The sequence below is a fragment of the Rhodococcus sp. DMU2021 genome, from assembly GCF_019641445.1.
GTDB lineage: Bacteria > Actinomycetota > Actinomycetes > Mycobacteriales > Mycobacteriaceae > Rhodococcus > Rhodococcus pyridinivorans.
Map to the genome: position 1 here is coordinate 1 of NZ_JAIFKB010000031.1, position 22,855 is coordinate 22,855.

23 protein-coding genes are annotated in these 22,855 nt (G+C 66.2%); 6 read left to right on the forward strand and 17 right to left on the reverse strand.

Translation table 11 applies throughout. The features are described 5' to 3' along the window. The 16 genes from K3M35_RS23960 to K3M35_RS24035 form a co-directional block, all read right to left on the reverse strand. A partial coding sequence (locus K3M35_RS23960) for a type IV secretory system conjugative DNA transfer family protein (RefSeq protein ID WP_220667092.1) occupies nucleotides 1-1,135 on the reverse strand: 1,135 nt, incomplete at its 3' end. A gap of 16 nt (nucleotides 1,136-1,151) precedes the next feature. Continuing rightward, nucleotides 1,152-1,700, reverse strand: a complete 549-nt coding sequence (locus K3M35_RS23965) for a hypothetical protein (protein WP_220667093.1) — start codon at nucleotides 1,698-1,700, stop codon at nucleotides 1,152-1,154. Nucleotides 1,701-1,714: 14 nt separating this feature from the next. Beyond that, complete coding sequence (locus tag K3M35_RS23970; RefSeq protein WP_220667094.1) at nucleotides 1,715-3,346, reverse strand: M23 family metallopeptidase; 1,632 nt, start codon at nucleotides 3,344-3,346, stop codon at nucleotides 1,715-1,717. After that, nucleotides 3,343-3,657: a hypothetical protein gene (locus K3M35_RS23975; protein ID WP_220667095.1), complete on the reverse strand. Its 315-nt coding sequence runs from the start codon at nucleotides 3,655-3,657 to the stop codon at nucleotides 3,343-3,345. Before K3M35_RS23975 ends, K3M35_RS23970 begins: the two co-directional genes overlap by 4 nt. Next, a complete protein-coding gene (locus tag K3M35_RS23980) occupies nucleotides 3,654-5,411 on the reverse strand; it encodes an ATP-binding protein (protein ID WP_220667096.1) in 1,758 nt (585 codons plus the stop codon). The genes K3M35_RS23975 and K3M35_RS23980 overlap by 4 nt, the downstream gene beginning before the upstream one ends. Nucleotides 5,412-5,429: 18 nt before the next feature. Then, the gene (locus K3M35_RS23985) at nucleotides 5,430-6,935 is read right to left on the reverse strand and encodes an SCO6880 family protein (protein ID WP_220667097.1); all 1,506 of its coding nucleotides are present in this window, start codon (nucleotides 6,933-6,935) and stop codon (nucleotides 5,430-5,432) included. Further along, entirely contained in the window at nucleotides 6,932-8,542 is a 1,611-nt protein-coding gene (locus K3M35_RS23990; RefSeq protein ID WP_308257115.1) for a hypothetical protein, read from the reverse strand. The genes K3M35_RS23985 and K3M35_RS23990 overlap by 4 nt, the downstream gene beginning before the upstream one ends. Then, entirely contained in the window at nucleotides 8,524-9,357 is an 834-nt protein-coding gene (locus tag K3M35_RS23995) for a hypothetical protein (RefSeq protein WP_220667098.1), read from the reverse strand. The genes K3M35_RS23990 and K3M35_RS23995 overlap by 19 nt, the downstream gene beginning before the upstream one ends. Then, nucleotides 9,354-9,959, reverse strand: coding sequence for a hypothetical protein (locus K3M35_RS24000; RefSeq protein ID WP_220667099.1), 606 nt, complete (start codon nucleotides 9,957-9,959; stop codon nucleotides 9,354-9,356). Before K3M35_RS24000 ends, K3M35_RS23995 begins: the two co-directional genes overlap by 4 nt. Beyond that, complete coding sequence (locus K3M35_RS24005; RefSeq protein WP_254584490.1) at nucleotides 9,956-10,285, reverse strand: hypothetical protein; 330 nt, start codon at nucleotides 10,283-10,285, stop codon at nucleotides 9,956-9,958. The genes K3M35_RS24000 and K3M35_RS24005 overlap by 4 nt, the downstream gene beginning before the upstream one ends. Nucleotides 10,286-10,338: 53 nt before the next feature. Continuing rightward, nucleotides 10,339-10,632, reverse strand: a complete 294-nt coding sequence (locus tag K3M35_RS24010; protein WP_006553223.1) for a hypothetical protein — start codon at nucleotides 10,630-10,632, stop codon at nucleotides 10,339-10,341. Between the two features lie 18 nt (nucleotides 10,633-10,650). Next, nucleotides 10,651-11,223, reverse strand: a complete 573-nt coding sequence (locus K3M35_RS24015) for a hypothetical protein (RefSeq protein ID WP_220667101.1) — start codon at nucleotides 11,221-11,223, stop codon at nucleotides 10,651-10,653. Further along, the gene (locus K3M35_RS24020; protein WP_220667102.1) at nucleotides 11,220-11,999 is read right to left on the reverse strand and encodes a hypothetical protein; all 780 of its coding nucleotides are present in this window, start codon (nucleotides 11,997-11,999) and stop codon (nucleotides 11,220-11,222) included. Before K3M35_RS24020 ends, K3M35_RS24015 begins: the two co-directional genes overlap by 4 nt. Continuing rightward, nucleotides 11,996-13,030: a hypothetical protein gene (locus K3M35_RS24025; RefSeq protein ID WP_220667103.1), complete on the reverse strand. Its 1,035-nt coding sequence runs from the start codon at nucleotides 13,028-13,030 to the stop codon at nucleotides 11,996-11,998. Before K3M35_RS24025 ends, K3M35_RS24020 begins: the two co-directional genes overlap by 4 nt. Nucleotides 13,031-13,097: 67 nt before the next feature. Then, the gene (locus K3M35_RS24030; RefSeq protein ID WP_198162609.1) at nucleotides 13,098-14,207 is read right to left on the reverse strand and encodes an insoluble domain protein; all 1,110 of its coding nucleotides are present in this window, start codon (nucleotides 14,205-14,207) and stop codon (nucleotides 13,098-13,100) included. 43 nt (nucleotides 14,208-14,250) lie between these two features. Then, nucleotides 14,251-16,080 carry a cutinase family protein gene (locus K3M35_RS24035; RefSeq protein WP_374107781.1) on the reverse strand — a complete coding sequence of 610 codons (1,830 nt, stop codon included), beginning with the start codon at nucleotides 16,078-16,080 and terminating at the stop codon, nucleotides 14,251-14,253. 291 nt (nucleotides 16,081-16,371) lie between these two features. Here K3M35_RS24035 and K3M35_RS24040 point away from each other — a divergent pair, with 291 nt between their 5' ends. Further along, nucleotides 16,372-16,857 (forward strand): helix-turn-helix transcriptional regulator, encoded by a 486-nt coding sequence (locus K3M35_RS24040; protein ID WP_033098690.1) that lies wholly within the window; start codon nucleotides 16,372-16,374, stop codon nucleotides 16,855-16,857. Between the two features lie 287 nt (nucleotides 16,858-17,144). Next, on the forward strand, nucleotides 17,145-17,861 hold the full coding sequence (locus tag K3M35_RS24045) for a ParA family protein (protein ID WP_019288872.1): 717 nt from the start codon (nucleotides 17,145-17,147) through the stop codon (nucleotides 17,859-17,861). Nucleotides 17,862-18,195: 334 nt separating this feature from the next. On the opposite strand, the gene K3M35_RS24050 is transcribed toward K3M35_RS24045, so the two are convergent. Beyond that, on the reverse strand, nucleotides 18,196-18,432 hold the full coding sequence (locus K3M35_RS24050; protein WP_019288871.1) for a hypothetical protein: 237 nt from the start codon (nucleotides 18,430-18,432) through the stop codon (nucleotides 18,196-18,198). Nucleotides 18,433-19,159: 727 nt separating this feature from the next. Here K3M35_RS24050 and K3M35_RS24055 point away from each other — a divergent pair. The 4 genes from K3M35_RS24055 to K3M35_RS24070 all read left to right on the forward strand — a co-directional run bounded on the left by K3M35_RS24055 (nucleotide 19,160) and on the right by K3M35_RS24070 (nucleotide 22,714). Further along, complete coding sequence (locus tag K3M35_RS24055) at nucleotides 19,160-20,212, forward strand: DUF2637 domain-containing protein (protein WP_019288870.1); 1,053 nt, start codon at nucleotides 19,160-19,162, stop codon at nucleotides 20,210-20,212. A 220-nt stretch (nucleotides 20,213-20,432) separates the two neighbouring features. After that, nucleotides 20,433-20,657, forward strand: coding sequence for a ribbon-helix-helix domain-containing protein (locus K3M35_RS26430; RefSeq protein WP_259444415.1), 225 nt, complete (start codon nucleotides 20,433-20,435; stop codon nucleotides 20,655-20,657). Nucleotides 20,658-20,869: 212 nt separating this feature from the next. Further along, the gene (locus K3M35_RS24065; RefSeq protein WP_220667106.1) at nucleotides 20,870-21,892 is read left to right on the forward strand and encodes a helix-turn-helix domain-containing protein; all 1,023 of its coding nucleotides are present in this window, start codon (nucleotides 20,870-20,872) and stop codon (nucleotides 21,890-21,892) included. 33 nt (nucleotides 21,893-21,925) lie between these two features. Further along, a complete protein-coding gene (locus tag K3M35_RS24070) occupies nucleotides 21,926-22,714 on the forward strand; it encodes a hypothetical protein (protein ID WP_157127036.1) in 789 nt (262 codons plus the stop codon). Nucleotides 22,715-22,855 lie beyond the last annotated feature (141 nt).

Genomic DNA, 22,855 nt, shown 5'->3' on the forward strand with positions numbered 1-22,855 from the left:
TGATGGTGACCCTGCCGGACTGGTCGGTGCCGATCACCACCCGCCGGTTCGGCAGGACCGCTTCGGCATATCGAGGCTCGTCGAGCGGAGCGAGGAAGCGGCGGGCCATGTCGTAGAAGCCGTCGCGTTGTTTGGCGTTGACGGCCTGCTTGCCGCGCATCGTGCGGGCGAGATCCGGGTAGCCGTTCTGTTCAAGGACTGTGGGAGGAATCTGCGATTGGGTGTTGGTCAGCCACTCGACTACGTGCCGGATGTCGCCGCCGGCCAGGGCTGCGGCGAGCATGTAGGAGGCGAACAGGTCGCGGGCGTTGCCGTCGAAGTAGGCATCGACGCGGGCGCCTGCGTCGGTGGCGGCGGAGATGAAGTAGCCGCACACCGCCGCAGCAGAAGGCAGGTCGGTGACGGTGCGCAGCGGGTCGAACCAGAAGCTCGCACGTTCTTGTCGGTTACCGGTGCTCACCCCTTGCAGATCGAACACCCACACCCGCCCCGTTTCGCGGCGGATGCCGACGGTGTGCGAGTACACATCGCCGCGGTTCGAGGCCACCAGCGCCGCCCCGGGAGCGTGGCAGATCGCGGGGATAGCGAACGAGGCGGACTTGCCCATGCGGGCGCCGGCGAAGGCGATCGCCACGAATTCCCAGGTCATGCGCAGCGTGCGATCCCCGACCACGGTGTGTCCGAGAGGGATACCGAGATAGCCGGGATGGGTCTGCGAGATGGCGGGGGCGAGCCGGTCGGTGGAGGCGGCGAGGTACTTCGGGTCGGCCTCGTCGACCTCCCGCGGATCGACCATGGTCTTGGCGAGGGCGTCGATGCGTTTTTCGAACTGCTTGCCCCGGACCGTGTCGATGATCCCGAATCGGCGCAGCGCCCACCATCCGGCCCCGGCGAGAGCGGCGAGCAGAACCAGTTCGACGACCAGGAGGATCGTCGCTCCGGTCGGCCAGCTCGTCGCCCCGAACCCCAGGGCAAAGATCAGGCCGATCGGATTCCAGGTGGGGTCTGCTCCCCCACCGATGTTGTAGGCAATCGTCGGCAGATAGGCCGCCACCAACAGGGCGGGGAACGCCTTGAGGAACACCTCGTCAGCGCCCGAGGAGGTGCGGGGCCGGTCGCGTCTGGTGCGTGCCATCGTTTGTGTGCCCCTTCTACTGCTGGAATCGGTAGTCGGTCAGTCGCCACCCGTCATCGGTGCGGACGGTGGTGGTGCGCCACAGCTGCGGGGTCAGGCGGGTGCTGCGCCCGCTGGCGTGCAGCACCGTCTGGGTGCAGATCACGTCGATGACCACGGTGCGCATCCCGGCCGGGGCCGCCGGGGTGGTATCCGAATGAGCGCAGACCGCCGTCACCGCGTCTTTCGCCGCCGCCCACTGCTGCCAGTCCGCATCGGGCCGGACGTCGGCACGACTGCCGGATTCGGTGACGGCGAGCAGGTCCCCACCGAGATACGGCGTGGCTCGGATCAGGGCGTCGGTCTTGCTCTCGTCGATCGCGGGCTGCCAGGACAGGATCATCTGCATCGCGGTGATCGCAGTGTCGTCGGCGTCGATCTGCTGGGGTGAGAGCGGTTCGATCACCTGGTGGTCGTCGCTGCCCTCATGGACATGGTGCTCCTCGGCGGTGTCGCTGCCGCAGCCGGCCGATGCGACGGTGACCGCGGTGCACACCGCCGCGACGGTGACTCGTGTGATCCTCACGGGCTTGCCTTCTTTCACTGGTTGCTCATCGCCCGGTACTGCGGTTCGGCGGCGATGATCTTGTCGGCGTAGGGGCGGGTCTGGACCACGTAGTCGGTGTGCCCGGTGGGGAAACCGCCGGAGTTCAGGACGGCGCCTTCGCCTGCGTTGTAGCCGGCCAGATACAGCTCGGTGCGCCCGTTCGGGGCGGAGACCGTGCCGTCGTCGATCCAGCCGTCGATGGTGGCGGCGATGGTGCACATGTAGTGGCCCTGGGCCATGACGGCATCGCCGATGCTGTTCACATCGACCCGGCCGTCGCCGTCGTAGTCCTGGCCGTAGCTCGCCCAGGTGCCCGGCATGAACTGCGCCGGTCCCATCGCCCCGGTCACCGACACCGGTGCGGAGTCTCCGTGGCGGAAGCCGTTCTCGGCGGCGAGCTGGGCGGCAAGCAGCGACGGTTTGATCTGCGGGCAGATCGACCCGGCCCGCTCGATCCACGCCGCGAACTCGTCCGGCACGGTGCCGTCGGCTAGGTAGTCGCCCACCCCTTCCCCGGAAATGAGGCAGTCTGCCGCCGACGACGTGGCGTTGCCGCTGCCTCCGGGCAGCGATCCCCACGACACCAGGGTCTCGTCGGTGCCCTGTCCCCGGACAGACACGTGCACGTGGTCGACGTGGTTTTCGGTCTCGCTGCCGCGGTCTTCCATCAGACTCGGGGCGCCGCCCACGGGGTAGTAGGTCTGTCGCCAGATCACGTACTCGACGCCCAAGACATCCGCATTGGCCAGCACGTAATCGGTGATCTCGTCCCCGAGACTCACTCCGTCACCGGAGCGGTAGTTCGCGATCATCGCATCGACGGCTCGGCCTTCGGTGTGGTCGCTGGCGTAGCCGCCGTCGGCGCGCCACCCACCGATGCTCGAAATGCGGTCGCCGAAGCGCAGGTGCAGGGCGCGGGCGAGTTTCTTCGCATCGACCTGTAGGCCCTGCTCGGAGCCGACCGAGGGCGGCAACGGCTGCGCCAAGTCCCCCTGGGGTGGGGCGGACGGTATTGGCGTGGTCGGCCCGGCCGACGTGTCCCCGGGTGCGGGGGCGGATTCGTAATACGGCAGCGGGTCCACCGCCGAGGCTCCCCAGCCGCCGGGCCAGACTTCCCAGTGCAGGTGCGGGCCGGTCGATTGACCGCGATTGCCCAGGGTGGCGATCTGCTGACCGGCGCGGACCTGCTCGCCGACGGCGACGGTGTAAGTGTCGATGTGCCCGTACACGGTGGACACGAGCTGACCGTCGATCACATGATCGAGCACCACCCACTGCCCGAACCCGCTGGCGGGGCCGGCATTGCGCACCACCCCGTCGGCCGAGGCGTAGATCGGAGTGCCGATGGCCCCGGCCAGGTCGATGCCCTGATGCTCGGTGCCCCAGCGCTGGCCGAATCCGGAAGTGAAGGTGACGGTGGAGGGATCGACCGGCTTGATGAACGAGCCCGTCGGTGCGAGCTTGTCGCCGGATCCGAGGCCGGAGCCGGGTCCGAGGCAGCTCGTGCCGGCCTGACGGTCTTGTTCGTCCTGGATCCCCATCACGAGGACGAGGAGCAGGAAGAACGGAATGAGTGTGAGCGCCAGGATCAGCGCGATCAGGCCGGTACCCCCCTTGCCGTTCACCGCAGGCTCAGATCCTCGGCGGCGATGCCGTGCTTGCGTGCCAGCGCCCGGTTCAGCTCCTGTGCCAGTGCCAGCTCCGCTTCCAACGCGGCGACTTCCTGCGGGGTGCGGCGAGGGCGCCGGCCGGAGCGGTTGACCCAGCCCCGCACCGTCGTCTCCGCGACGTCGAGCTGCGCAGCGGCCGCTCGCGTAGCGGCGGTGAAGCTGACCCCGGCCTTCATGCGCTGAAGGACCGTCTCGACCGCAGCCTCACGGGTGAGATCATCGACCAGGGTGTACCGGCGACGGCCGCGACGCTCCCGCCGGCTCACGCTGCACGCCCCGTGGCTCGGTCCTCATCGGCGGCCCGCAGACGGGCATCGGTGTCGTGAATCCCGGAATCCTTTTCGGCCTGGGGCACCCACACCTTGAACGGGGTGCCCGGTGTTGCGCCTTCACCGAGCTTGAGCAGGAAATGTCCGACACCGGCGGCGGTGCGCTTACTGCCCGCCGAGACGGTGCCATCGCCGTCTCCGGTGACCTTGCGGCGTGCTTGGCGCAGTGCCTTCTTCTCCTCCACCGAGGAGGTGCTGTCGTTGGCCCAGCCGGTCACCATCGCCCGCTCAGCGCGGGAAAACTTCATGAACCGGCCGAGCCGGTCGAGTTCGGCCTCGGGGACCGGGCCGACGATCCGGGCGCGGGAGCGCTCGATCATGCCCAGCGCCCCGACCTTCTCGAAGTCCGCGAGCGAGTGCGTGACCATCGTCATCGCCACACCCATCGACCGCTGCAACCGCTGCACCGCATCCAACCGGGCCACCGCCGAGCTGCCGGTCTGGATCACCTGCCAGACCTCGTCCAAGATGATGTGCGCCGCCAGAGCCTTGGCACCGGGCACCTTGTTGTCGGCCAGGATGTGCGCCGCCTCCACCGCCGCGAACGCTTCGTTCCACCCGGCCAGCAGCACCGCAGCGCGCATCAACTCATCGCCGGGCGGCACCGAGGACATGTCCAGGTCCACCATCGGCTTGGTGATATCGATCCGAACCGTGCTGTGCCGGTTGAAGGTCTCCCCGAACCGGCCTTTGACCAGCGCGCGCAGCGAGCGCAGCAGCGGCTTGATCTGACCGCGGTATTCGTCGTCGGTGTCGGCCACCGCGTCGTCCATCAGTTCCTCGGGACCGGTCGAGATCAGCGTCAGCAGGTCCTCGAGGCGGGCTGCATGGTCGTTGTCGAACCGTGAGCCCGGGGCGTAGAGCAACCGGATCGCCGAGGCGAGCAGGGTTTCCTCGAAGTCCTTCAGCGGGCCACGGCGGACGATCTCGAGCAGCGCGCAGATCATGTTGAGCTGGCGAGCGTGCAGCGCGAACTCGGCCTTATCCCGTTCGAGCGAACCTGCGGGCAACTGCTCGATCGCATCGCCGATCGGGCCGCGATCGAGCGGGTTGATCGCGCCGGTGCCGTAGCCGACCTCGCTGACCTGCCCGCCGACCTGCTCGGTGAGCACCCGCAGGTCCGGCTTGACGTCACCGGGCACGAGCACCAATGTGCCTCGCGCAATGTCGCCGAGGGCGATCCGGCGCAGCAGCGTCGACTTGCCGAAGCCGTTGAGGGCGCAGATGAAGCAGGACGGGGCGGTGATCGCCTTCATCTTCCAGGCGTAGAGCGGATCGAAGCCGACGGCCGCGCCGGTGGTCAGATGCCGACCCAGCGGGGTGCCCAGCAGCGGGGCCTTCGCGCCGACGATCCACGGGTAGATTCCAGCGACCTGGACCGAGGTGCCCCGGTATTCGACCGGCGGCATCACCGTGGACATCCGGCCTCCACCGACCCCGTCGAATCCGCGGGCGTCGAGATCGGCGAGCGGGCGGTCGAAGCCGTCGGAGTTGATCCGGGTCAACCGCTCGACCGTCGCCCGGCGACTGTACTGGCGAGTGACCAGGCTTTTCTTCCATGCTTTCTTGAGCCCGGTTGCGGTGGCGGCCTGCTCTTCGAGACGGGACAGCTCGTCGTCCGACAGCAGAGTCTTGGCGATCTTCTCCGCTGTGAGCAGCCGCGATGATCTCGTGGCGTTGCGTTCACTCATGGATGTGCCCTTTGTGTGTCAGTTGCTGAGGAAGCTGGGAATGGTGGTGTGGTCGGGGGCGATGACTCCGACACCGAGGGAGGCCGCGAACGCTGCGGCCTGCCAGCACCACGAGCGGCGGATCGTCAACCTGCTCTGCCGCGAGAGGTCCTCGACCAGGGCGTCGATCTTCGGCACATCGGAGCTTCCGGCCGGTTCGGTCACGGTCACCAGCACGCCGAAGCGCACCATCCCGGCACCGCGGGCCTGTTCCATGCGGGCCTGAGCCGTGGCCGCCAGCTCGATCTGCGACTTCGCCGAACCGATCGATCCGTTCTTGAGCGACCCACCGTGCGCTTCGGCCATCGCGTTGCGGTAGTCGCTGTCGGCGATGTCGGTGGCTTCCCCGGCCGAATGCGGGCGGTAGATCACCGAGACCCGCTTGAGCGGCACCGCCTCGTTCGGGGCCAACAGGCGCTGCAGCACCCGTTCGGTCACCGCGCCCTTGGGGGCTTCGCGCATCTCCCAGGTCACCGACACCGCACCGTCGTGGACGTATTTGCCGCCGTCGGCGCTTTCCAGGGCAGTACGGGGACCGCAGTCCTCCCAGGTCAGCCCGGTACCCTCGCCGGAGTACACGCCGGCTTCGACATCGACGAGCGAGGCCGGGTCGTAGGAGCGGCGCACGAACGCCATGATTTCGTCGGCATCCATCGGCGAGCACGGCACACCGGAGCGGGCTGCCGACGCCGTCAGACCGGGCAGACGCCGGCCGAGTTCGACAGCCTGCTCGGAAGGGTCCTGTTTGCGTTCGGTGGTCTTGGCTTCGAAGGTGATCGCGATCCTTGCTGCGAGGCGGATACCGCCGGAGGTCAAGCCGGTGGCGAGCTGGTAGGCCGCATCGCGGGCCAGCTGCGGGGCATCGGCGCGGGTGTTCTGGTGCACCGTTTCGTACAGCTCGATGCCGGTCTCGGGCAGCGTCTCGACGGTGGTGACCACCGCGAGGATGTCCGAGGTCTCACCGGCCCCGGACAAAAACTGTGCCCAGTTGCCGACATAGTGGTCGATCACGTCCTGGTCGACGGCTTCGGCGCCTTGGGGATAGGCGTCGAAGACGACAGTGTAGGCATTGCGGCTGGGCATGTGGATCATGCCGAAGGTGCGCCCGTCGGAGTCGATGCCTTCGTAGAGCTCGGTGTCACCGAGCACGCCGGGAAGACGGTAGGCCCGCCCGGGAACGCGGGAGAACGTGCCCGAGGCGTAGGCGTGCTCACCGCGGCGGCGGCCGCGCCAGAACTGGAATCGCATCAGTGCCCTTTCGTAGCCGGAGCGGCCGTCACGGGAGATGACCAGGGGGATGAAGCAGACGATCACGGGGATGGCCAGCAGCAATGCGACCGTCATGCCGAGGAACAGGCCCGCGATGATGACGACGGCTGCGGCGGCGATCCCGGCGATCGAGGTGCCGAAGGTGGCTCCGAGCAGGCCGGTGCTGCGGGGTCGGCGCCAGTTGCCGTAGGTGTTGAATGTCGGCTCGTTGCTCACTGTTCGAAGCCCCCTCGGTTGAACTGGTGGCCGGCCCCCGTCGCCACAGGCGCATCGGAGCCGGTGTTAGCGGACCCGCCCGCGCCGGAACCGCCGGAACCACTCGAAGCAGTGCTGCCGGGAGTGCCCGCGCCGTTGCCTTGGGGAGCCATGCCGCTGCCCTGCGGAGTTCCTTGCTGATTACCTTCGGGGTTGCCACCTGCCGTACCCCACCCAGCGGGTGCGCCGGTGGGCTGTGCGCCCGCACCGCCGCCGGGTGGCTCGTCGTCACCCTTCGTCTTCGACGCAGCGAATCCCGCTCCGGATGCCGCGCCGCTGGCACCTCCGGTGGCGACCATCCCGGCGGCTTTCGCGCCCCCACCGAGCAGACCGACCAAACCTGCGGCAGCAGCGAGGCCGCTGCCGCCGCCTCCGAGTGCGCCGATGTTCGGGACGATCAGCCGCATCAGGGCGGGCAGCACCAGTGCTGTGGCGCTGAGCAGGATCACCCCGCTCAACGCCATGAGCCCGTCCCCGCTCTCCGGGTCGGTGACCGTCGGGGTGGCATTGAGGAACAGGATCGCCGAGACTCCAATCACGAACGCTCCGGCCGGTTTGACCAGCAGGAACGCGATCGTCCAGGCCAGCATCTTGTCGTATGCCTGGCTGCCGACCTTCGTGCCTCCGGCCGCACCGGCGATCGGCAGCGCCGCTGCCATGAGCACGAGAATGCCGGTGCGCAGCAGCATCAAGAACGCCATCACCAGACCGCCGAGAATGCCGATGATGCCGATGACGAACAACAGACCGACACCGGCCGGTCCCGAGTACAACTGGATCGTCACCATCGCTTCGGCGAGACGGGACGGATCGCTGCCGACCGCGCCGTTCATGAACCAACTGGCGAGGTTGTCGCCGAGCCGGGTGCAAATCACGATCAGGCCAGTGACGGCTCCTGCGATCACGGTCGCTCGCGCCATTTGCCGTAGGCCCTCTTCCGAGGTGTCGCGGATCATGCCGGAACGGGCCAGCGCCAGCCGGCCTCCGAGCAGGATCAGTGACAATCCCAGGGCCGCGACTTGGATATAGAAGGTGTAATCGTTGATTTGCGCGACGGTGTTCTGGAACACCGAAGCGTCCACGGTGTCGAGCGTCGCCCACCAGCCGAGGGCGAACTTCAACACGAAGACACCGGCATGACCGAAATACAGAGCGGCCTTCTCCACGGCGCCCTGGGCGAAGTCTTCGATCTTGTCGTTGACCATGCCCGCGCCCGCACCGACGACGTCGCTGACGGTATCGCTGCATCCGGGAATCTCTACGCCGAGCATGTCTTCGGCAACCCAGCCACCTATCAGATTGGCCATCGCCCCGGTAGGAAGACAGGTGGTCGCGCCGAGGATGTCCGCCGGCACATCGAGGACATCGAAGCCGCTGTCCTCGTCGTCGCCTCCGGTGCCGGTGCCGGTGCCGTCGAGACTGGAGCTGGACGGATCCTCCACCGAGTCCATGTCCTGCGCCGATGCTGTCCCCGCCGAACCGATTCCGACGATCACGACGAGGCCGACGGCGGTGAGCAGTCGAAGAAGGCCCGCAAGTACGCTGCGGTTCACCACCATTGCTGCCATCCATCCGCGGAGACCGGCTCGTACTCGACGCCCAGGGCGGTCGAATCGGCTTGAAGGACCCAGCCGGTGCCCTCACGCCAGACCATCGGCAGTTTCGAGACCGCGATCTTCGTGGACCCGTCCTTCATCTCCGCCGTGTATCCGAACTTCACCAAGGTCAGGTCGGGGTTGAACAGCACATTGACCAACGGCATCACCGAGGCCGGCGTGTCATCGGCAATCTTCAGCTGCGAGAACTCCCCATTCGGCTCCGACACCACGCCGGCTTCGGTCGCCATTTCCAATCGGTTCCCGCCCGCGTACGCATAACCGAGGTAGTGCGCCGCTGCGAGTGCCGCCCCTTGCGCCGTGCGTGAAAATCCGGTGGCAACACCGTTGTCGGTGAATCCGGTGGGGCCATCGGAGGTCGAGAACGGAAGGTCCATGTTGCCGTGGATGCGCTGGAGCATCACACCGCTGGGCGCCTGGTCCGCGGCCCGATTCGCGGCTGCCGGTGTTGCGGAGAGGATCGACCCTTTCGGGTCGAGCGGTACGTAGATGACCCGGTTGTGCCTGTCGAACACCGGATCCGGCTCGAACTGGAGGTCTTCGAGCTGGCTTGCGGACTCGTTGTCGGTGGTCGGATCGAGGGAGACCAACGGTTCGTCGTCCCCACGGAAGACCAACACGAGACTGAACACAAGGCCGACGACGAGGATGACCGTCAGACCTGCCAGTCCGATGGTGAGTTTCGTTGCCGATGTCGAGCGCTCCTTCTCGGCCTCGACAGCGTTGTCGGGGTTCTCGGTGTGGCCGGTGGTGTTCTGCTCGGTCACTTGCGGGTCTCCTCGAGGTTGACCAGTTCCGACGGCACTGCGTCGAGAGCGGTGATGGTGGCGGTGTCGTCGCTGGGGAGGTGCAGTCGCCAGTCGCTGTCGGTCCACACCACCTCGGTGGTCGAGGATGCGAGCGAGTCATCGGAGAATCGCTGCACGACATCGACGGTGGCGGCGGTGTCGCTGTAATCGGCGATGGTGTAGCCGACGATGGTCGGCACCATCTCGGGGTCGGTTCCCGAAATCTCCACGAGCCCGCGGTGGGCGGCGTACAGGTCGCGGCCTTCGCCGGGTGCGGCCACGCCGGCCAGGATCGTCGGCCAGTTGCGATCGGAGGCGGTGGACAGCTGCACGGACTGGGTGATCGCCGCCAACGCCGCTCCCTGCGGGGTATGGCTGAATCCGGCGAAGGGTTCCCATTCACCGCCTCGGGGGCCGTCGGTGGTGCCGATCGGCACCTCGATCCCGCCAACGGTGACCCACCGGTTGATCTGCGGCGGATCGGTGATCGACGCCGTGGTCTCGGTCGTTTCTGACCCCCCGCAGCTCACAGCAATCAGGGCGACCGCGACCACGGCTGCTCGTGCCCATCGACGCATCATTCTTCGGTCTCCTCGCTGTCGGGTTGCTGCTGGTGCTGTTGCATCTGCTCGATCTGTTCGACGAGATTTCCCTCGTGGTAGGGCCCTGTAGCTTGAGGTCCCTGGCCGGTGGTCAGCAGGATCGTGGCGATGGTGATCGACACCCCGCCTGCGAGGATCGCGCCGATATTCGCGGCGACGAACTCTGCGGCGGTGGGGGATTCGATGCCGGCACCGTGCTTGTGGTCCCAGGCCAGGCGTCCGCCGACGAAGATCACTTTGGCCACGCACAGGAGAAAGACGATTCCGGCCGCGTATCCCAGGAGTGTCTGAATGTCAGTCAGCACCTCCTGAGGAGGAGTGACCACGCCCTGTGCGAACACCTGCATCGCTCGCCGGCCTATGCCGCGCTGGTGACGGCGGAAAGGATCTGGTTCGCCGAGATCGCCACGATCGCACCGACAAGCGAGCCGACGAGCATCTTCGGCGAGTCCCCCGAGCCGTGCTGCCACTTCTCCCACGCGAACTTGCCGCCCGAGAAGATCAGGGCCGCAACGCACGCGAGCGTGACGCCCCACAGCAGCCAGTTCAGCAGCTTGAGCAGGCCGTTCGCGCCCGGAGGCACTTCCGGGTTGATGTCGAAATTGACGGCACCCTGCGCGAGATACGCGGTATCTACAACCGTCTGGAGCATGATTTGTCCTCCGTGTGATTACTGCACCGACCACAAGGTCGGCAGACTCGATTGGATTGCCGTGACGATGCCGACCCCGGCAGCGATCACGTCCTCGGGAACGTCGATGACCGCCCCCTTGGTCTGGACTGGCACGCCGTCGAGGGCACGCCAGGTGGGAAGGCTCGACCGGGCGGCCGAGGCCAGGAAGCGGTGCCAGCCGATCGACCAGTGCGCCTGCACTGCGCCGGTAACGATCGAACGCAGTTGGCGCACATCCTTCGGCAGCGGACCGGCCGCGTTGGCCACGGTGACCAGCCCGAGCAACTCGCAGGCCAGATCGCGGGTGCGGTGTTCGAGGATCAGATCGTGGGCACTGGACAGACCCTGGATGGTTTCGCGGCAGACGACCACGACATACGGCGATTCGACCGCACGGTCGGTGCCACACGGCCACTGGTGCTTCGCGTCGTCGGCGAAGCTCCAGTATTGGGCCAGGGTGGAGACGCCGGATCCGCCGTGTGCGCCGAGCAGCCAGAGCGCCGGGCCGGGAGCCGGAACCGGGTACGGCTCGATACGAGCGTCGACACTGGTGCGTTCTCTGGCGGTCATGCCAGCTCCCCCGTCCCGACCCGATCAGCGGTGTCGTTGTCCTGGTGGCCGGCCTCGATGCGGCCGAAAGCGTCGAGCACATCGGTCCAGGCATCGATCGACTCGACCGACAGGCGGCGATGGTCGACGGTGCCGGGGCGAGCCAGGCTCGCATCGAAGGGCACTTCGACGAACCCGGCGACCAGCGGGGACAGTGCATCGCGGATCGGGGTCAGATCGACCACGCTCTGCGGGAGCTGGTGTGAGATCGCCACCACCGTGTGGGAGAGCACGTCGCGTCCGTAGGTGCGCACCAGCCAGTCGAGGGCGCCGCGCATCCGGGCCAGCGGTTCGGCACGGGGCGGCACCGCGACGACGATCGCAGCCCCGGCCTCGATCAACGGAGCCACACGGCGTGCGCGCAACGCCGTTCCGACATCGTGGATGCGGGCGAGGCTGCGGTCGGCGAGCAGGCTGTCCACCAGGGCCGAGTCGGTGGCTTCGCCGTGACCGACGACCACCGCCCCGGCACTACTGACAGCCATCCGCGAGCCGAGCTGGCGGACCGCCCGCGCAGAATCGATCGGTTCGACCCCGACACGGGCGAGCAGGTTCCCGCCGTCGGTGGTGCCGTCGATCGCCGCGACCTGCACATCGGCACCGAGGCGCAGGGCAGTGGCCAGGCCGAAGCAGGTCGTGGTCGCGGCCGCTCCCCCGGATCCGGCCACCACGATGGCCGAGAGGTGTTCGGGCTGATCGATTTTCGGGCTGCGACGCAATGCAACAACGTTGTTCATCGGTTCTCCACGTTCGCGATCTTCACGCCGCCGTCGGCGGGCATGGTGGTGATCCACTGCTTGTGGATGCCTTCGTCTCCCACGGGCGGGAACTTCAGCAGCACATCGACCGACCAGCGGTTGGGGTCCTCGGTCGGCAGCACGGTCACGCAGTGCTCGGTCCCGGCCGGAACAGCGTCGATGAAGCTCTGAATATCGTTGCCGGGCAGGACCATCAGCTCTGCGACTGCCTTGCCGTCGCGCTGGACGTAGTAGGCGTGCTCGAACGCCTGGATCACCGCCGGACCGGATTCGCGTCCGCCGGGGCCGTTGCCGACGATCCGATCCGGCTCGGTGACCGGGGCGCACCACGCCGGGGCTGCCACCGCCTCGGTCGTGGTGGGGGTGGTCGAGGGCGAGGCCACCACCGAAGAGGACGGCAGCAGCGGCGCCTGTGGTTCGTCGGTGCTGCCGGTCATCGTGGTCACCACCGCAGCGGAGACCACTGCCAGCACAGCGACACCGCCGCCGACGAGCATCCAGGTGCGGGACCGATCGCCGTCCCGCTTCGCCGGAGCAGCGGCAGCGGTGTCGGTGACCGGCACGGCGGGGGCCTCGGCCGGCTCGGGGGCCGGAGTCGGCCGGGGAGGACGGGCACGGCCGATCGCGGACTTGAGTCCCCCACGGCTGCGCTGCGAGATCACCAGCGGTCCTCGCGGAATGTGGGCGCGCACCCAGTCCGGGGCGGTGGCATACGGGTCGTCGCCGGTGTCGTGGTCAGGGTGCGGGGCCGGTGCAGTGTCGGCGACGGGGGTCTCAGCAGTGCCGATCGGCTCCAGGTCGGTCTGGATGACCGCATCGTCGTCGGATTCCCAGGTGGTCTCGGCAGCGACCGGTTCGAGGTCCGAGGAGGCGAGCGCCGCGTCGGCGATCGTCTCGTCCGGGATCGGGAAGTGCACCGATCCGGTGTCGGTGTCTTCGGTGGGAGTCGGTTGCGGCCCGTAGTGCTCGGTTACATCCGGGAAGAGTGTTCCTCGATTGTCGGTCGACAAAGTGTCCTCCGTCGTCGGGTGGTGGGGGCGGGGCGTGCCCGCCCCCACCGAAAGCTGGTCGAGCAGGTCAGGCCGGCACGATGCCGTCGCCGATCGCGGTGGAGATCATCTCGGCGGCAGTGCCGGCCGAACCGCCGAAGAAGGTATCCAGTGCGTTGTCCACACCGGCGATCACGCCTTCACCACCGGGCTGGACCTTGACCCACTCACGGACCTGCGAATCGACCTGCGGGGCGGTCTGCACGACATTGCGGACGGCGTCGGCGGCGGCCTGTCCGACCGGGCCGGAGGACTGCCACTGCTCGACCGTGGAGTCGGCCTGCTCGGTGAGCACGTCCTCCCCTACGTCCGGCAGTTCCACCTCGATGGGCTGACCTTCGTCGTCACCGGCACCGAAAGCGGTCCCGGCAGCCAAACCCACCAGCCCACCACCGACGGCGCAGGGCACACCGGCCAGCGTCGCGCCGACAGCGGTACCGAGGGCGGTACCGGCGACACCGGTGGTGATCTGGGGCAGCGGAGGCGGCAACGGAACCATGCCGGCCATCCCGGCACCGGCAAGGCCACCAATCGTTCCGCCGAGTGCGCCACCACCGACGGCGCACGCCGTGCCGACCGCAGTCGCGCCGACGGCGGTTGCCGTGATCTGAGCGGTTGCTACCCGATCGGCGCGGCTGGCTTCGATACCGACCGACTTGTAGAACGTCGCCACATCCGACCGGATCAGACCGGCGGTGTTGTTGGTGCGCTCCCGGTCATCGTCGGTGACCCAGTTCGGCTGGTTGAAGTGGATGTCCCCGACCATGATCTTCTCGGGCGGAGCGATGTAGATCGGTTCCGGCTCGACCGGCTGCGGGGCACGCAGCTCCAGCGGGTTGATCGGCGCCGGAGTGGACTGCCGCTCGTAGCGGTTGGTGTCGTAGTTGTAGTCCGGCAGCGGCGCATACTCGCGTTGCTGCGTCGGCGGCGGGGTCCAGTAGATCTGCTTGGCCGGAGGCTCGGGCGCGCTGGTAGTACCGCCCTGAGTGGACGGTGCCGGGGTGGTGACCCCACCCTGCGAGGGAAGTTCCACCGGATCGGCCGAGGCCAGGCCGGTGCCCGCTGCCACGATCGCGGCGGCGGTGGCGGGCACGACACTCGCCTTGGCGATGCGCGATGCCCTGCGATGCTTGCTCATACTCGCTTCTCTTTCTTCTGTGTCGAGGCGTGAATCACGTGAATCAATTGAGTTCGGCGGCCGAGATGCCGCCTTGATCGAGCACCGTCGGTCCCGCGTCGACCACAGTCGTGGTGCTCACCGCCGGTGCCGAGGTGGTGGGCGGCGTCGTCGACGGGGACGTGGACGTGGACGTCGAGGTCACCGAGGTGGACGTGGACGTGGACGTCGAGGTCACCGAGGTGGACGTGGACGTGGACGTCGAGGTCACCGAGGTGGACGTGGAGACGGCGGGGTCTGCCGCAGCCCGGATATCGGCTGCGGCGGCCGCGAGCCAGGACGCAGCGAACCGGGTCGGAGCCTGCCCGCTGGCCGTGGCCGGGACCGACCCGTAAGAGCCATGTTCGGCGGCGACATTGCGCACCGTCGTCATCGCCACCAGGTCGAACGCATCCCGGTTGGCCTTGACCTCGTTCTGCACGACCTGGAATGCCTGCCGCACCAACCGCTGCGAGGTCGCCGGCGGGACCAGCTCGGGCAGCACACTGACCGTCTTGGCCGCGAGCACAGCGAAGGCCGCGGCCGGATTGGCCAACCCGGCCGCCGCGACCGCTGCGATCGTCTCCGGGGTCAGCACCTTCTTGACGACCGTGACCGCCGCATTGATGCCGATCAACCCGACCTTCATCAACGCTGCCGTGACTTCCTGCCCCGTCGGCGGCGTCGCCCGAGGATCGGACGCCTCGGCCAGACGCTGCGAGATGGTCTTCTTCGGCTGGACCGAGATCGCCGACAGCGCATTCTTCGGCGCCTGAATGTCCTGGTTGACCACATCGACGGCGGTCTTGAACGCTGTCGATGCCAGTGCCCGTCCGACCGTGGAGATCGCGACGAACGGATCCCCGCCGACCTCGACCTGACCGGCGACGTTGACCACCGCCCGCACGACCGGGGCGTTCGCCGGGGCATCACAGGCCAGATCCCCGCCCTGGCACCAGGACGACACCCGTCCCGACAGGCTGCCGTAGCTGCTGGTCAGATCGGCCACCGGCCCGATGCCACCCCCCTCGGGGGCGGTGAACGACACCGACGACAGCGCCTTGACCGCCTCACCCCTGGTACCGGGAACCGGTGACGGGGCTGTCTGCGAGGTCCCGGGAAACAGTCCCGATCCGGGGCTGCGGGTCGGAGCGCCGAACAAGGCACCGGCTGCGACCGAGCGGGCCGGAACGACCCCGCTGCCCTTGCCGACCGACCGCAGGAAATTCGACGCCGCGTGAGCGCCCTGGGAGAAGCCGACCACGGCGAGCTTGGCCGAGGGGCACTGCGAGAGCACCTTCTGTGCCGCCCGGGACAGGTTCTCCTCCCCCGCGGTCACCGACTCGACATACGACTCGGTGCCGCCGGGCGTCAGGCCACCGAACGAACCGGGATACGGCACATACGCCCGGTCCACGCTCGCGCCCAGCTCACGGGCCTGATCGAGCAGCGGCCCCATGATGTTCGCCAGCATTCCGGTATCGACCTTCACCGGCGCATCGGGCGAGGTCTCGGTAGTGCCCTGCATTCCGAGCACGTACAGATCCGGGCAGTCCGAGACCAGCTCACCGAGCCAGCCGGGTTCATCGCCCGTGCTCGACTGGGCATAGGCCGGGGCGGTGCCGAGGCCAGCCGCCGCGATGACCGCCGCCGAAAGGGACGCCGCGGCAGTCCGGTGCAATCGCCGAAAACCGCGACCACGCCCAGAACCCCCGGTAGCCTGGTGTAACGGCGAATCTTCCGTGCCCGACACAGACATCGGGACCTCCTTGAATACGCAAGCGGGTGCCCGAGCGCTCACAGCGCGCCCGAACGTGGGTCCGTTATGTGGGTGGGTTGAGACTCCCGGGCACATGACACGACGCCAATCACTGACATGTGTCCGGGGGCAGCCACGATCAGAAGCGACTGCCGGTACTCAGCGGCGAGAACACCCTCCGATCCCTCTTGTGTGCCGGCCACTTCTTCCGCGTAGCGCACTCGCACTCCAGCGCGTGAAGTCATCTCTCAAAGCAAGACCTCCAACTCCTCCGTTTTCTATTCTATGGTAGCACTTTATAGCACAATTTCATCACTCTATGTTGTGACAGCATTCGAGAGGTATTGCACAGTGGTCGGCTATGAGCACCAGCGCCGAAGGGCGGGTATGACCCGCCGCGTCCTGCGAGGATTCGATCGATCGGCGCTGATAGCCGTCCGCACCCGCCGGAACCTCAACCCCGGAGAACTTGCCCGACTGGCCGACGTCAGCACCGCTGCGGTCTACAACTGGGAACGCGGCACCGCCTCCCCCAGCGTCGACACCCTCGCCCGCGTCGCCCAAGCCCTCGGAGTTCCCGTCGCCGAACTGGTGCCCATTCCTGAGGACGAGCAATACCTCGGAGACCTCCGCGTTATGGCAGGACTGACTCAGCCGCAACTGGCCCAACTCGCCGGCATCTCCACTAGCACGCTGGCCCAACTCGAACGCGGACAAGCGCGATTGAAGCCGGAAGTGGCCTCCCGCATAGCCGAAGCGCTGACGGATTGCCACCGCCGCTCCCCGGCCGGTCGAGGAAAGCACGTCACCCGCGAACAAGTAATCGCCGCGCACGAGCGGGTGCGCACCAGGCCGCCGCATACGCGGCCCTAACGCACGACGGTGCATCAGCATGAAGATCCCCCATCCCCCTGACAAACAGAAGACAGTACAGGAGGGACAGTTCACTCACAGGGGCTGCACACAGCCCCTGCTACGCCGCGTGCGTCTCCACACATGACGACGCTCTTCCACGTTTTGCCATTACAAACACTAAATGTTGCAACATTTAACTATTGGACAGTTGCAGTAGCAGTGTTAAGCTCGTCAATTTTCAAAGTTACAAACCTACAACGGCCCGACCTCACATCGTTCTACCGTTGAAAAAGTAGGATGCAGGCGTGACGAACATTCTGGTCACCCATGCCCGGAAGGGTGGGGTCGGCAAAACGACACTCGCGTACGAACTCGCCTGGCTGCTGGGTGGAGTCCTCGTGGACCTCGAGTACAACTACGGCAGTGCCACAGTGAAGTGGGGCTACCGGCCGGAGACCCGAGTGCGGTCGATCCTGGTGGATTCAGTGCTGAAAGGCCGGACACCGAAGCCGTTGCAGGGCTACAAGAAGCCTCGGCTGGTGCCGGGTGACCCGCTGATCCTCGAGGATCCTTTCACCGCGGACCAGATGGCAGAGGCGCTGGTCAAGTGGGGCAAGGAATGGGACACCGACTGGATCGTCGTCGACACACACAACGATGCGAAGCCCCATACCCTCGGAGCATTGTCGGTGGCCAATGTCGTGGTCTCACCCTGCCCGGTGAAGGTGTCCGAACTTGACGCCACCGAGCAGCTCGTCAACGAGATGGCGGACTATCCGATCGTGCTCGTGCCCAACATGGTGCCTCGCACCGCCCACGCTGGCCTGGTCAACCGTCTCGGCCGCATCATCGACGGCACTCCCGTCCAGGTCGGCCCTCTCGTTCCGGAAGCGCCGTTGGTGGGCATCCGCACTAAGCGCATCGCCATCACCGCCGAGGACAAGCCCGCGAAGAAGCTGCAAGCCTTCGCTGACGCCCTAGATTCTGTGGCCGACTACGTGAAGGAGTACGTCAATGAGTGACATCGGGTTGGGCGCGCTCCAGCGAAAGACCAAGGGCAACAAGGGGCCGAACGTGCCTCCGCCCATGCACCGGGCTCGCACCACGCCGGTCACGTTTCCCAAGAGCGAGGCGCAGGTCGCAACCCCGGAAGCTGCACCGGCAGAGCCCGCCCCTACGGCTGCGCCCGAGCCGGCTGCCACACCCACAACGACCCCTCCGTCTCCAGCACCATCGTCGGCTCCGAAAACTCCAGCCAAGACGTCGCGTGCCGCCTCCACTCCCTCCGAGGCCACGCCTGACGAGAATCCGCTCATGCCCGCCACGGTCTATCTGACTGCGGAGAACGACGACTTCCTAGAGGACGTCAAACGAGCAGGACGGCGAAGTCAGCCCAAGATCGACGCGAACCGGGCCGCTGTAGTCCGCCTCGCGCTTGCTCGCCTCGCCGACCAAATGACGCCCGAGCAGGTCGCTCAGGAACTTGCCGCACGAGCCGGCCGACGCCCCGGAAAAATCGGCCGCACCCGCCTCTGATTCGAACACCCCCAACCCCTGGTAGCACTGCTGCCAGGGGTTTTCCGTGTTCTGCATTTGTAGCTTTACAACATTTGAATCGCTTATCGACAGAGCGTTGCAACCCCACGCCGTCTCGACCAACACCCCGACATAGCGGCGACCGCACCAGCCCGTGGAAGCCCTGCCAGCAGTTGTAAGCGCCGGCGTTTACAGACGCTCGCGGTTGCAACCCCCGGCAGTTGTAGCCACGAGTTGTTGCAACGGGAAGCTATTGCAATCGCGAACCATTACAACCACAGAACATGCAACTGACGGTTGTAACTGTCGTCGTGCCATTCCAATGGCAGAACGTTGCAACTGTAAAACACATCGGCATCGACCTGCGCCTCGCCTTGCCCGGGGACCGATGAATCGCTTGCCGTTGCAACGGTTTGAATTTTTACCATTACAACGTTTCAGCGTTCTAGCGTTGAAATGTTTCGAGTGCTAGCGTCTGCAACGTTGCAACGTTGCAGAGACGACGGCATGGCGGCAACTCGGTTAGGATCAGCCGAGAACGTCGGCAACTGTCGCCTCTTACCTGCACAACAGGGGAAGGCAACGGACGCAACGACCGCGCAAGGGCTGCGTCCCGGAATCGGGTTCTACCTGCGCTTTTTCGCTGTCGAGCACGAACGCAGCGAGATTGCGTCCGGGGTTCACCGACCGGATCACCGCCGCCCGAAACGCAGCGGGCGCCCTGCACGGAATTGCAGCTCCGCAGGACGCCCTGACCAGAACCCACAGATAGGAGATCCCGGTCATGTCCGACGATACAGCCCAGGCCGCAACCCAGTTGCAGCCCGAGGCGCCAATGACGATCCAGATGAAACTCACGATTGCAGTGGTTGCCGCCATGACGCTGTTCGTTGCAGCGCTGTCGTTCATCCTCTCGTTCGATGCATTGCAAGCGTTGGCCGTCGAGATGGGCACAGCGCCGGAACGGTCCTGGATGCCTCCGGTTGCGATCGACGTCGGACAAGCCGCTGCAACCACCTGTTTCGTAGTCTTCCGCCTCCAGGGGCGAAGGTGGCACACCCTCAGCCTGTGCGCGACTGTGGCCGTGGTGACGGTTCTGTTGAGCGTCGGCGGCAACGCGTTGCACGCTTGGCAGACCGCCGACCGTAACCTCGCACGGATCGCAGCGGGGGAGGACATCGGATACATTCCGCAGGCCCCGTGGCTCGCAGCAATGTTCGAGTCGATCTTCCCTGTGCTGTGGTTGGCGTTGTTCCACATCTTCGTCCTGATGCTCCGACGCAGCGACCTGCCCCGAGGCGTCCCGCAGCCGGCAGCAGTCCCGACTCTCGCTACAACGCCACGGGCAACTGCTACGTCCGTCGTTGCACCACACGACGAGCCCTCTTCCCCTCACGTTGTCGCCGAGCAGGCCGAACACGCCTCCATCGACAGCCGCAACGACGGCCTCGCCGTGACCCAGCTGCCTGTCGAAGAGTCAGACGTCCCCCTGACCAGTGCTGCTGCAACCCTCAGCACCCCAGGGGCAACTCCTGCAACCGACGAACACATCGACACGGCGACGACGCAACATGGCTACACGCAGACCCAGGATGGGCTGCTCCAGTTCATCAACGACACGGACTTCCACGAAACCGTCAAGATCGTCGCCTCGATGATGGTCACCGACCCCACACTGCGGCAGATCGACGTTGCTGAGCGGTTGGATATCGACAAGTCGACCGTCAGCAGGAGGTGGAGGCAGTTCCGGCAGGAAGCCGAGGCCGAAGGATTTGCGGTTCCGCCGCTGCCGATCGCCGAGGCCAGCGAGCCGGTGCGGGCAGCATCCCGCGCCTGACCCCTGTTCCAGAGCGAGCCTACGACGGGGCGACGGCGGTACAATACCGCCGTCGCCCTCACGTTTTCCCAGGTCCTGGTGCCGACCGATGGTCAGGTCGTTGCCGCATCCGATTCGACACGCCGACACGCCCCGTTATTGTCGGACACGCAAGATCAACAGTGCTAGTCTCGGCCGCGCACGATAGGGATCAGTCGGGGGGCGAAAGGGGAGGGGTGAAATGGCGACCGCAGAGAAGCAGCAACAGTCTGTCTCACACATCAGACCCAACCGGCGGCTAACGCCGGACACTCCGGTTGCACCGCGGCGGACCGTACGGTTCCCCGACGTGCTCGATGCCGAGTTGGAGGCACTGTCCAACGAAACCGGGCTGACTGTCTCCAAGCTCATCAGGCAGGCCGTGAGCGACTACGTCACGGAGGCCCGCAACAAGAAAGCGAGTTAGACCCAGAAAGCGCTGAACCCCCCGGTTGGCAGCCGAGGGGTTCAACAGAAGATCAGTTACATACCCATCTGGGAGGAACAACCCAACCAAACAGGCATATAGCCGTAACTCGCATGGCTAATGCTACAGGCTCGATTGGCACCGGGCCACGGTTGGGGTGTTCTTCGAGGACAGGCGTGTCGCTGGTCTTCCTCGACACGAGAGGAACCTCGATGAGTTTCGCGACCCCAATCGCAGCATGGCTTCACGCTCTCAGCGCGAGCGAGGCCACGTTCAAGCACAGTGCCCGATCGGTTGCACTTGCATTGCTTCAGCTCTCCGACGAGGAGACCGCGTGCACCGCACCCGTCTCCTACAAAGAAGTCGCTCAGCTCGCCGGTTGCAACCGGAAGACACTGATCTATGCGTTGCAGGATCTGGAGACCGCCGGCCTCATCCGTCGTGTGGGCGCCCATGAGCAGAGGAACGCCTACTTCCTCGTTGTGGACCACTCACTCGTCCGAGTCACCGAACCCGGTCCATTTTTCGGACCTGGTGAGTGCGACCCCACCGATTTCGCCACCGAGGTAGGTGGCGAATCCACCCCGACCCCGGTGGCGGATTCGGACCACGAGTGTTCTCTTACCTCTCTCTCTTCTCTTCTCTCGAAAGAAGTCGATGACCAGGAGAAGACGAGTTCGACGCCAGTCCCGCTGCCGCGGAACTGGCAGCCGAACTCCCAGAACCTCCAGGCCATGATCTCCAAGGGCATGGACCAGGAGCAGGTTCTGGCCGACTTCTTCGACAAGTACGCAGATCCGCACAAGCCGACGACTCGCTCCGACTGGGACAGCACGTTCGGATGGTGGGTCAACAAGGGCGGCTGGGATAAGTACCGCGCTCAACTCCAGGCGCAACAGCTGGAGAACCAGCGCAGGCTTGAGATGGAAAGGCAGCGTGAGCTCGACGAACAGCGCCGACGCGAAGCTCTCGTCCGTGTCGAGGATGACACCGACATCAACGATCAGACCGCTCAGCAGGACTTCCGTCCAACGTCCGATCTGGTCCTGCGGACTCAGACACGAGAAGACCGAGCTTTCACTCTCGCTGTCACTACCCTTGGTGATGAGGGGTTGAGCGGCGCGAGTGTTAGGGATCAGGTGAGGAAACTCGCCGATGTCGGCCTGGGATACCTCGAAATCGTGCGCACGATCCGTCGGCAAAGCACTTCCGTACCCGAGCTTTCCGTCGCCTAACACCCGCACCGACGCTGGCATGGGAGGTCTTGCGTGGCAGATTCGGCGTACGCCGCAGCACGTGAGTGGATCGAAAAGCAGCTGCGTTACCCGCAGCGACTGCCCCGCACCGTTGTTGCGGTGGACTGGAGTTCGGTCCCTCAGTCGGTCCAACGACGGCTTGATGAGATTGCCCGTGTCACCGGGTCAATCGACTACACCCAGCTCCCGCGACGGCGGTGGTGGCAAGGCCGTGGGCTGGGCCTCAGTGGCAACGAGGTGCGAGTTGTCGAGTCGGCCGCAACCGCGTTGCAGTGGCCGGCGAGTCTCGACAACGACGAAACTCGGTTGCTGACCGTGGTGGAGGGGATCGTCGAGCGGATTGCAGTGCATCCGGCCTGGAAACACCCGGTTGCCAACGGAGATCGATCGGTTGTCGCCCTGCATATGGAGTTGCACGCTCTCGCCGCTACAGCCTACGAGTTGCTGCAACTTCGATGCACGACACCGGAGGTGCCCGCCCACTCCGCACCGGAGTCCTATGTGCAGCAGGAATGGGAACGACGGCAGGTTGCATTCGCGCACAGTCGCGCTGCGCTCATCGAACGAGGCGTCTGCCTTCGCCTCATCGAGCAGGCCCTCGACCGGGTACACCGGCTTGCCGAGGATCTGCGCACCACCGAACAGCTGGCAACGCAATCCGCTGCGGTCGACGACCTCTACCGTCAGCTGGCCGGGGCAAACGTAGCTGCCGCGACTGCGCACATCGCCGTAGACGAACTCGACGACGCGGCTGAGAACCTGCGAGCGCAGCTGGCCTATCTGTCCAGCGTGCACGGCTGACCACCTGCGAGAAGCCTCGGCCGGGGGGTGTCCCTATGTTGGTGTCAACCGCTCGGGATGCCACTGGAGTGCGGTCGGGTAGGGGCTGGAATAGTCGACGCGCATGGAATCCGTTGTGACGCTGTCGGGTGGGGACGCGGG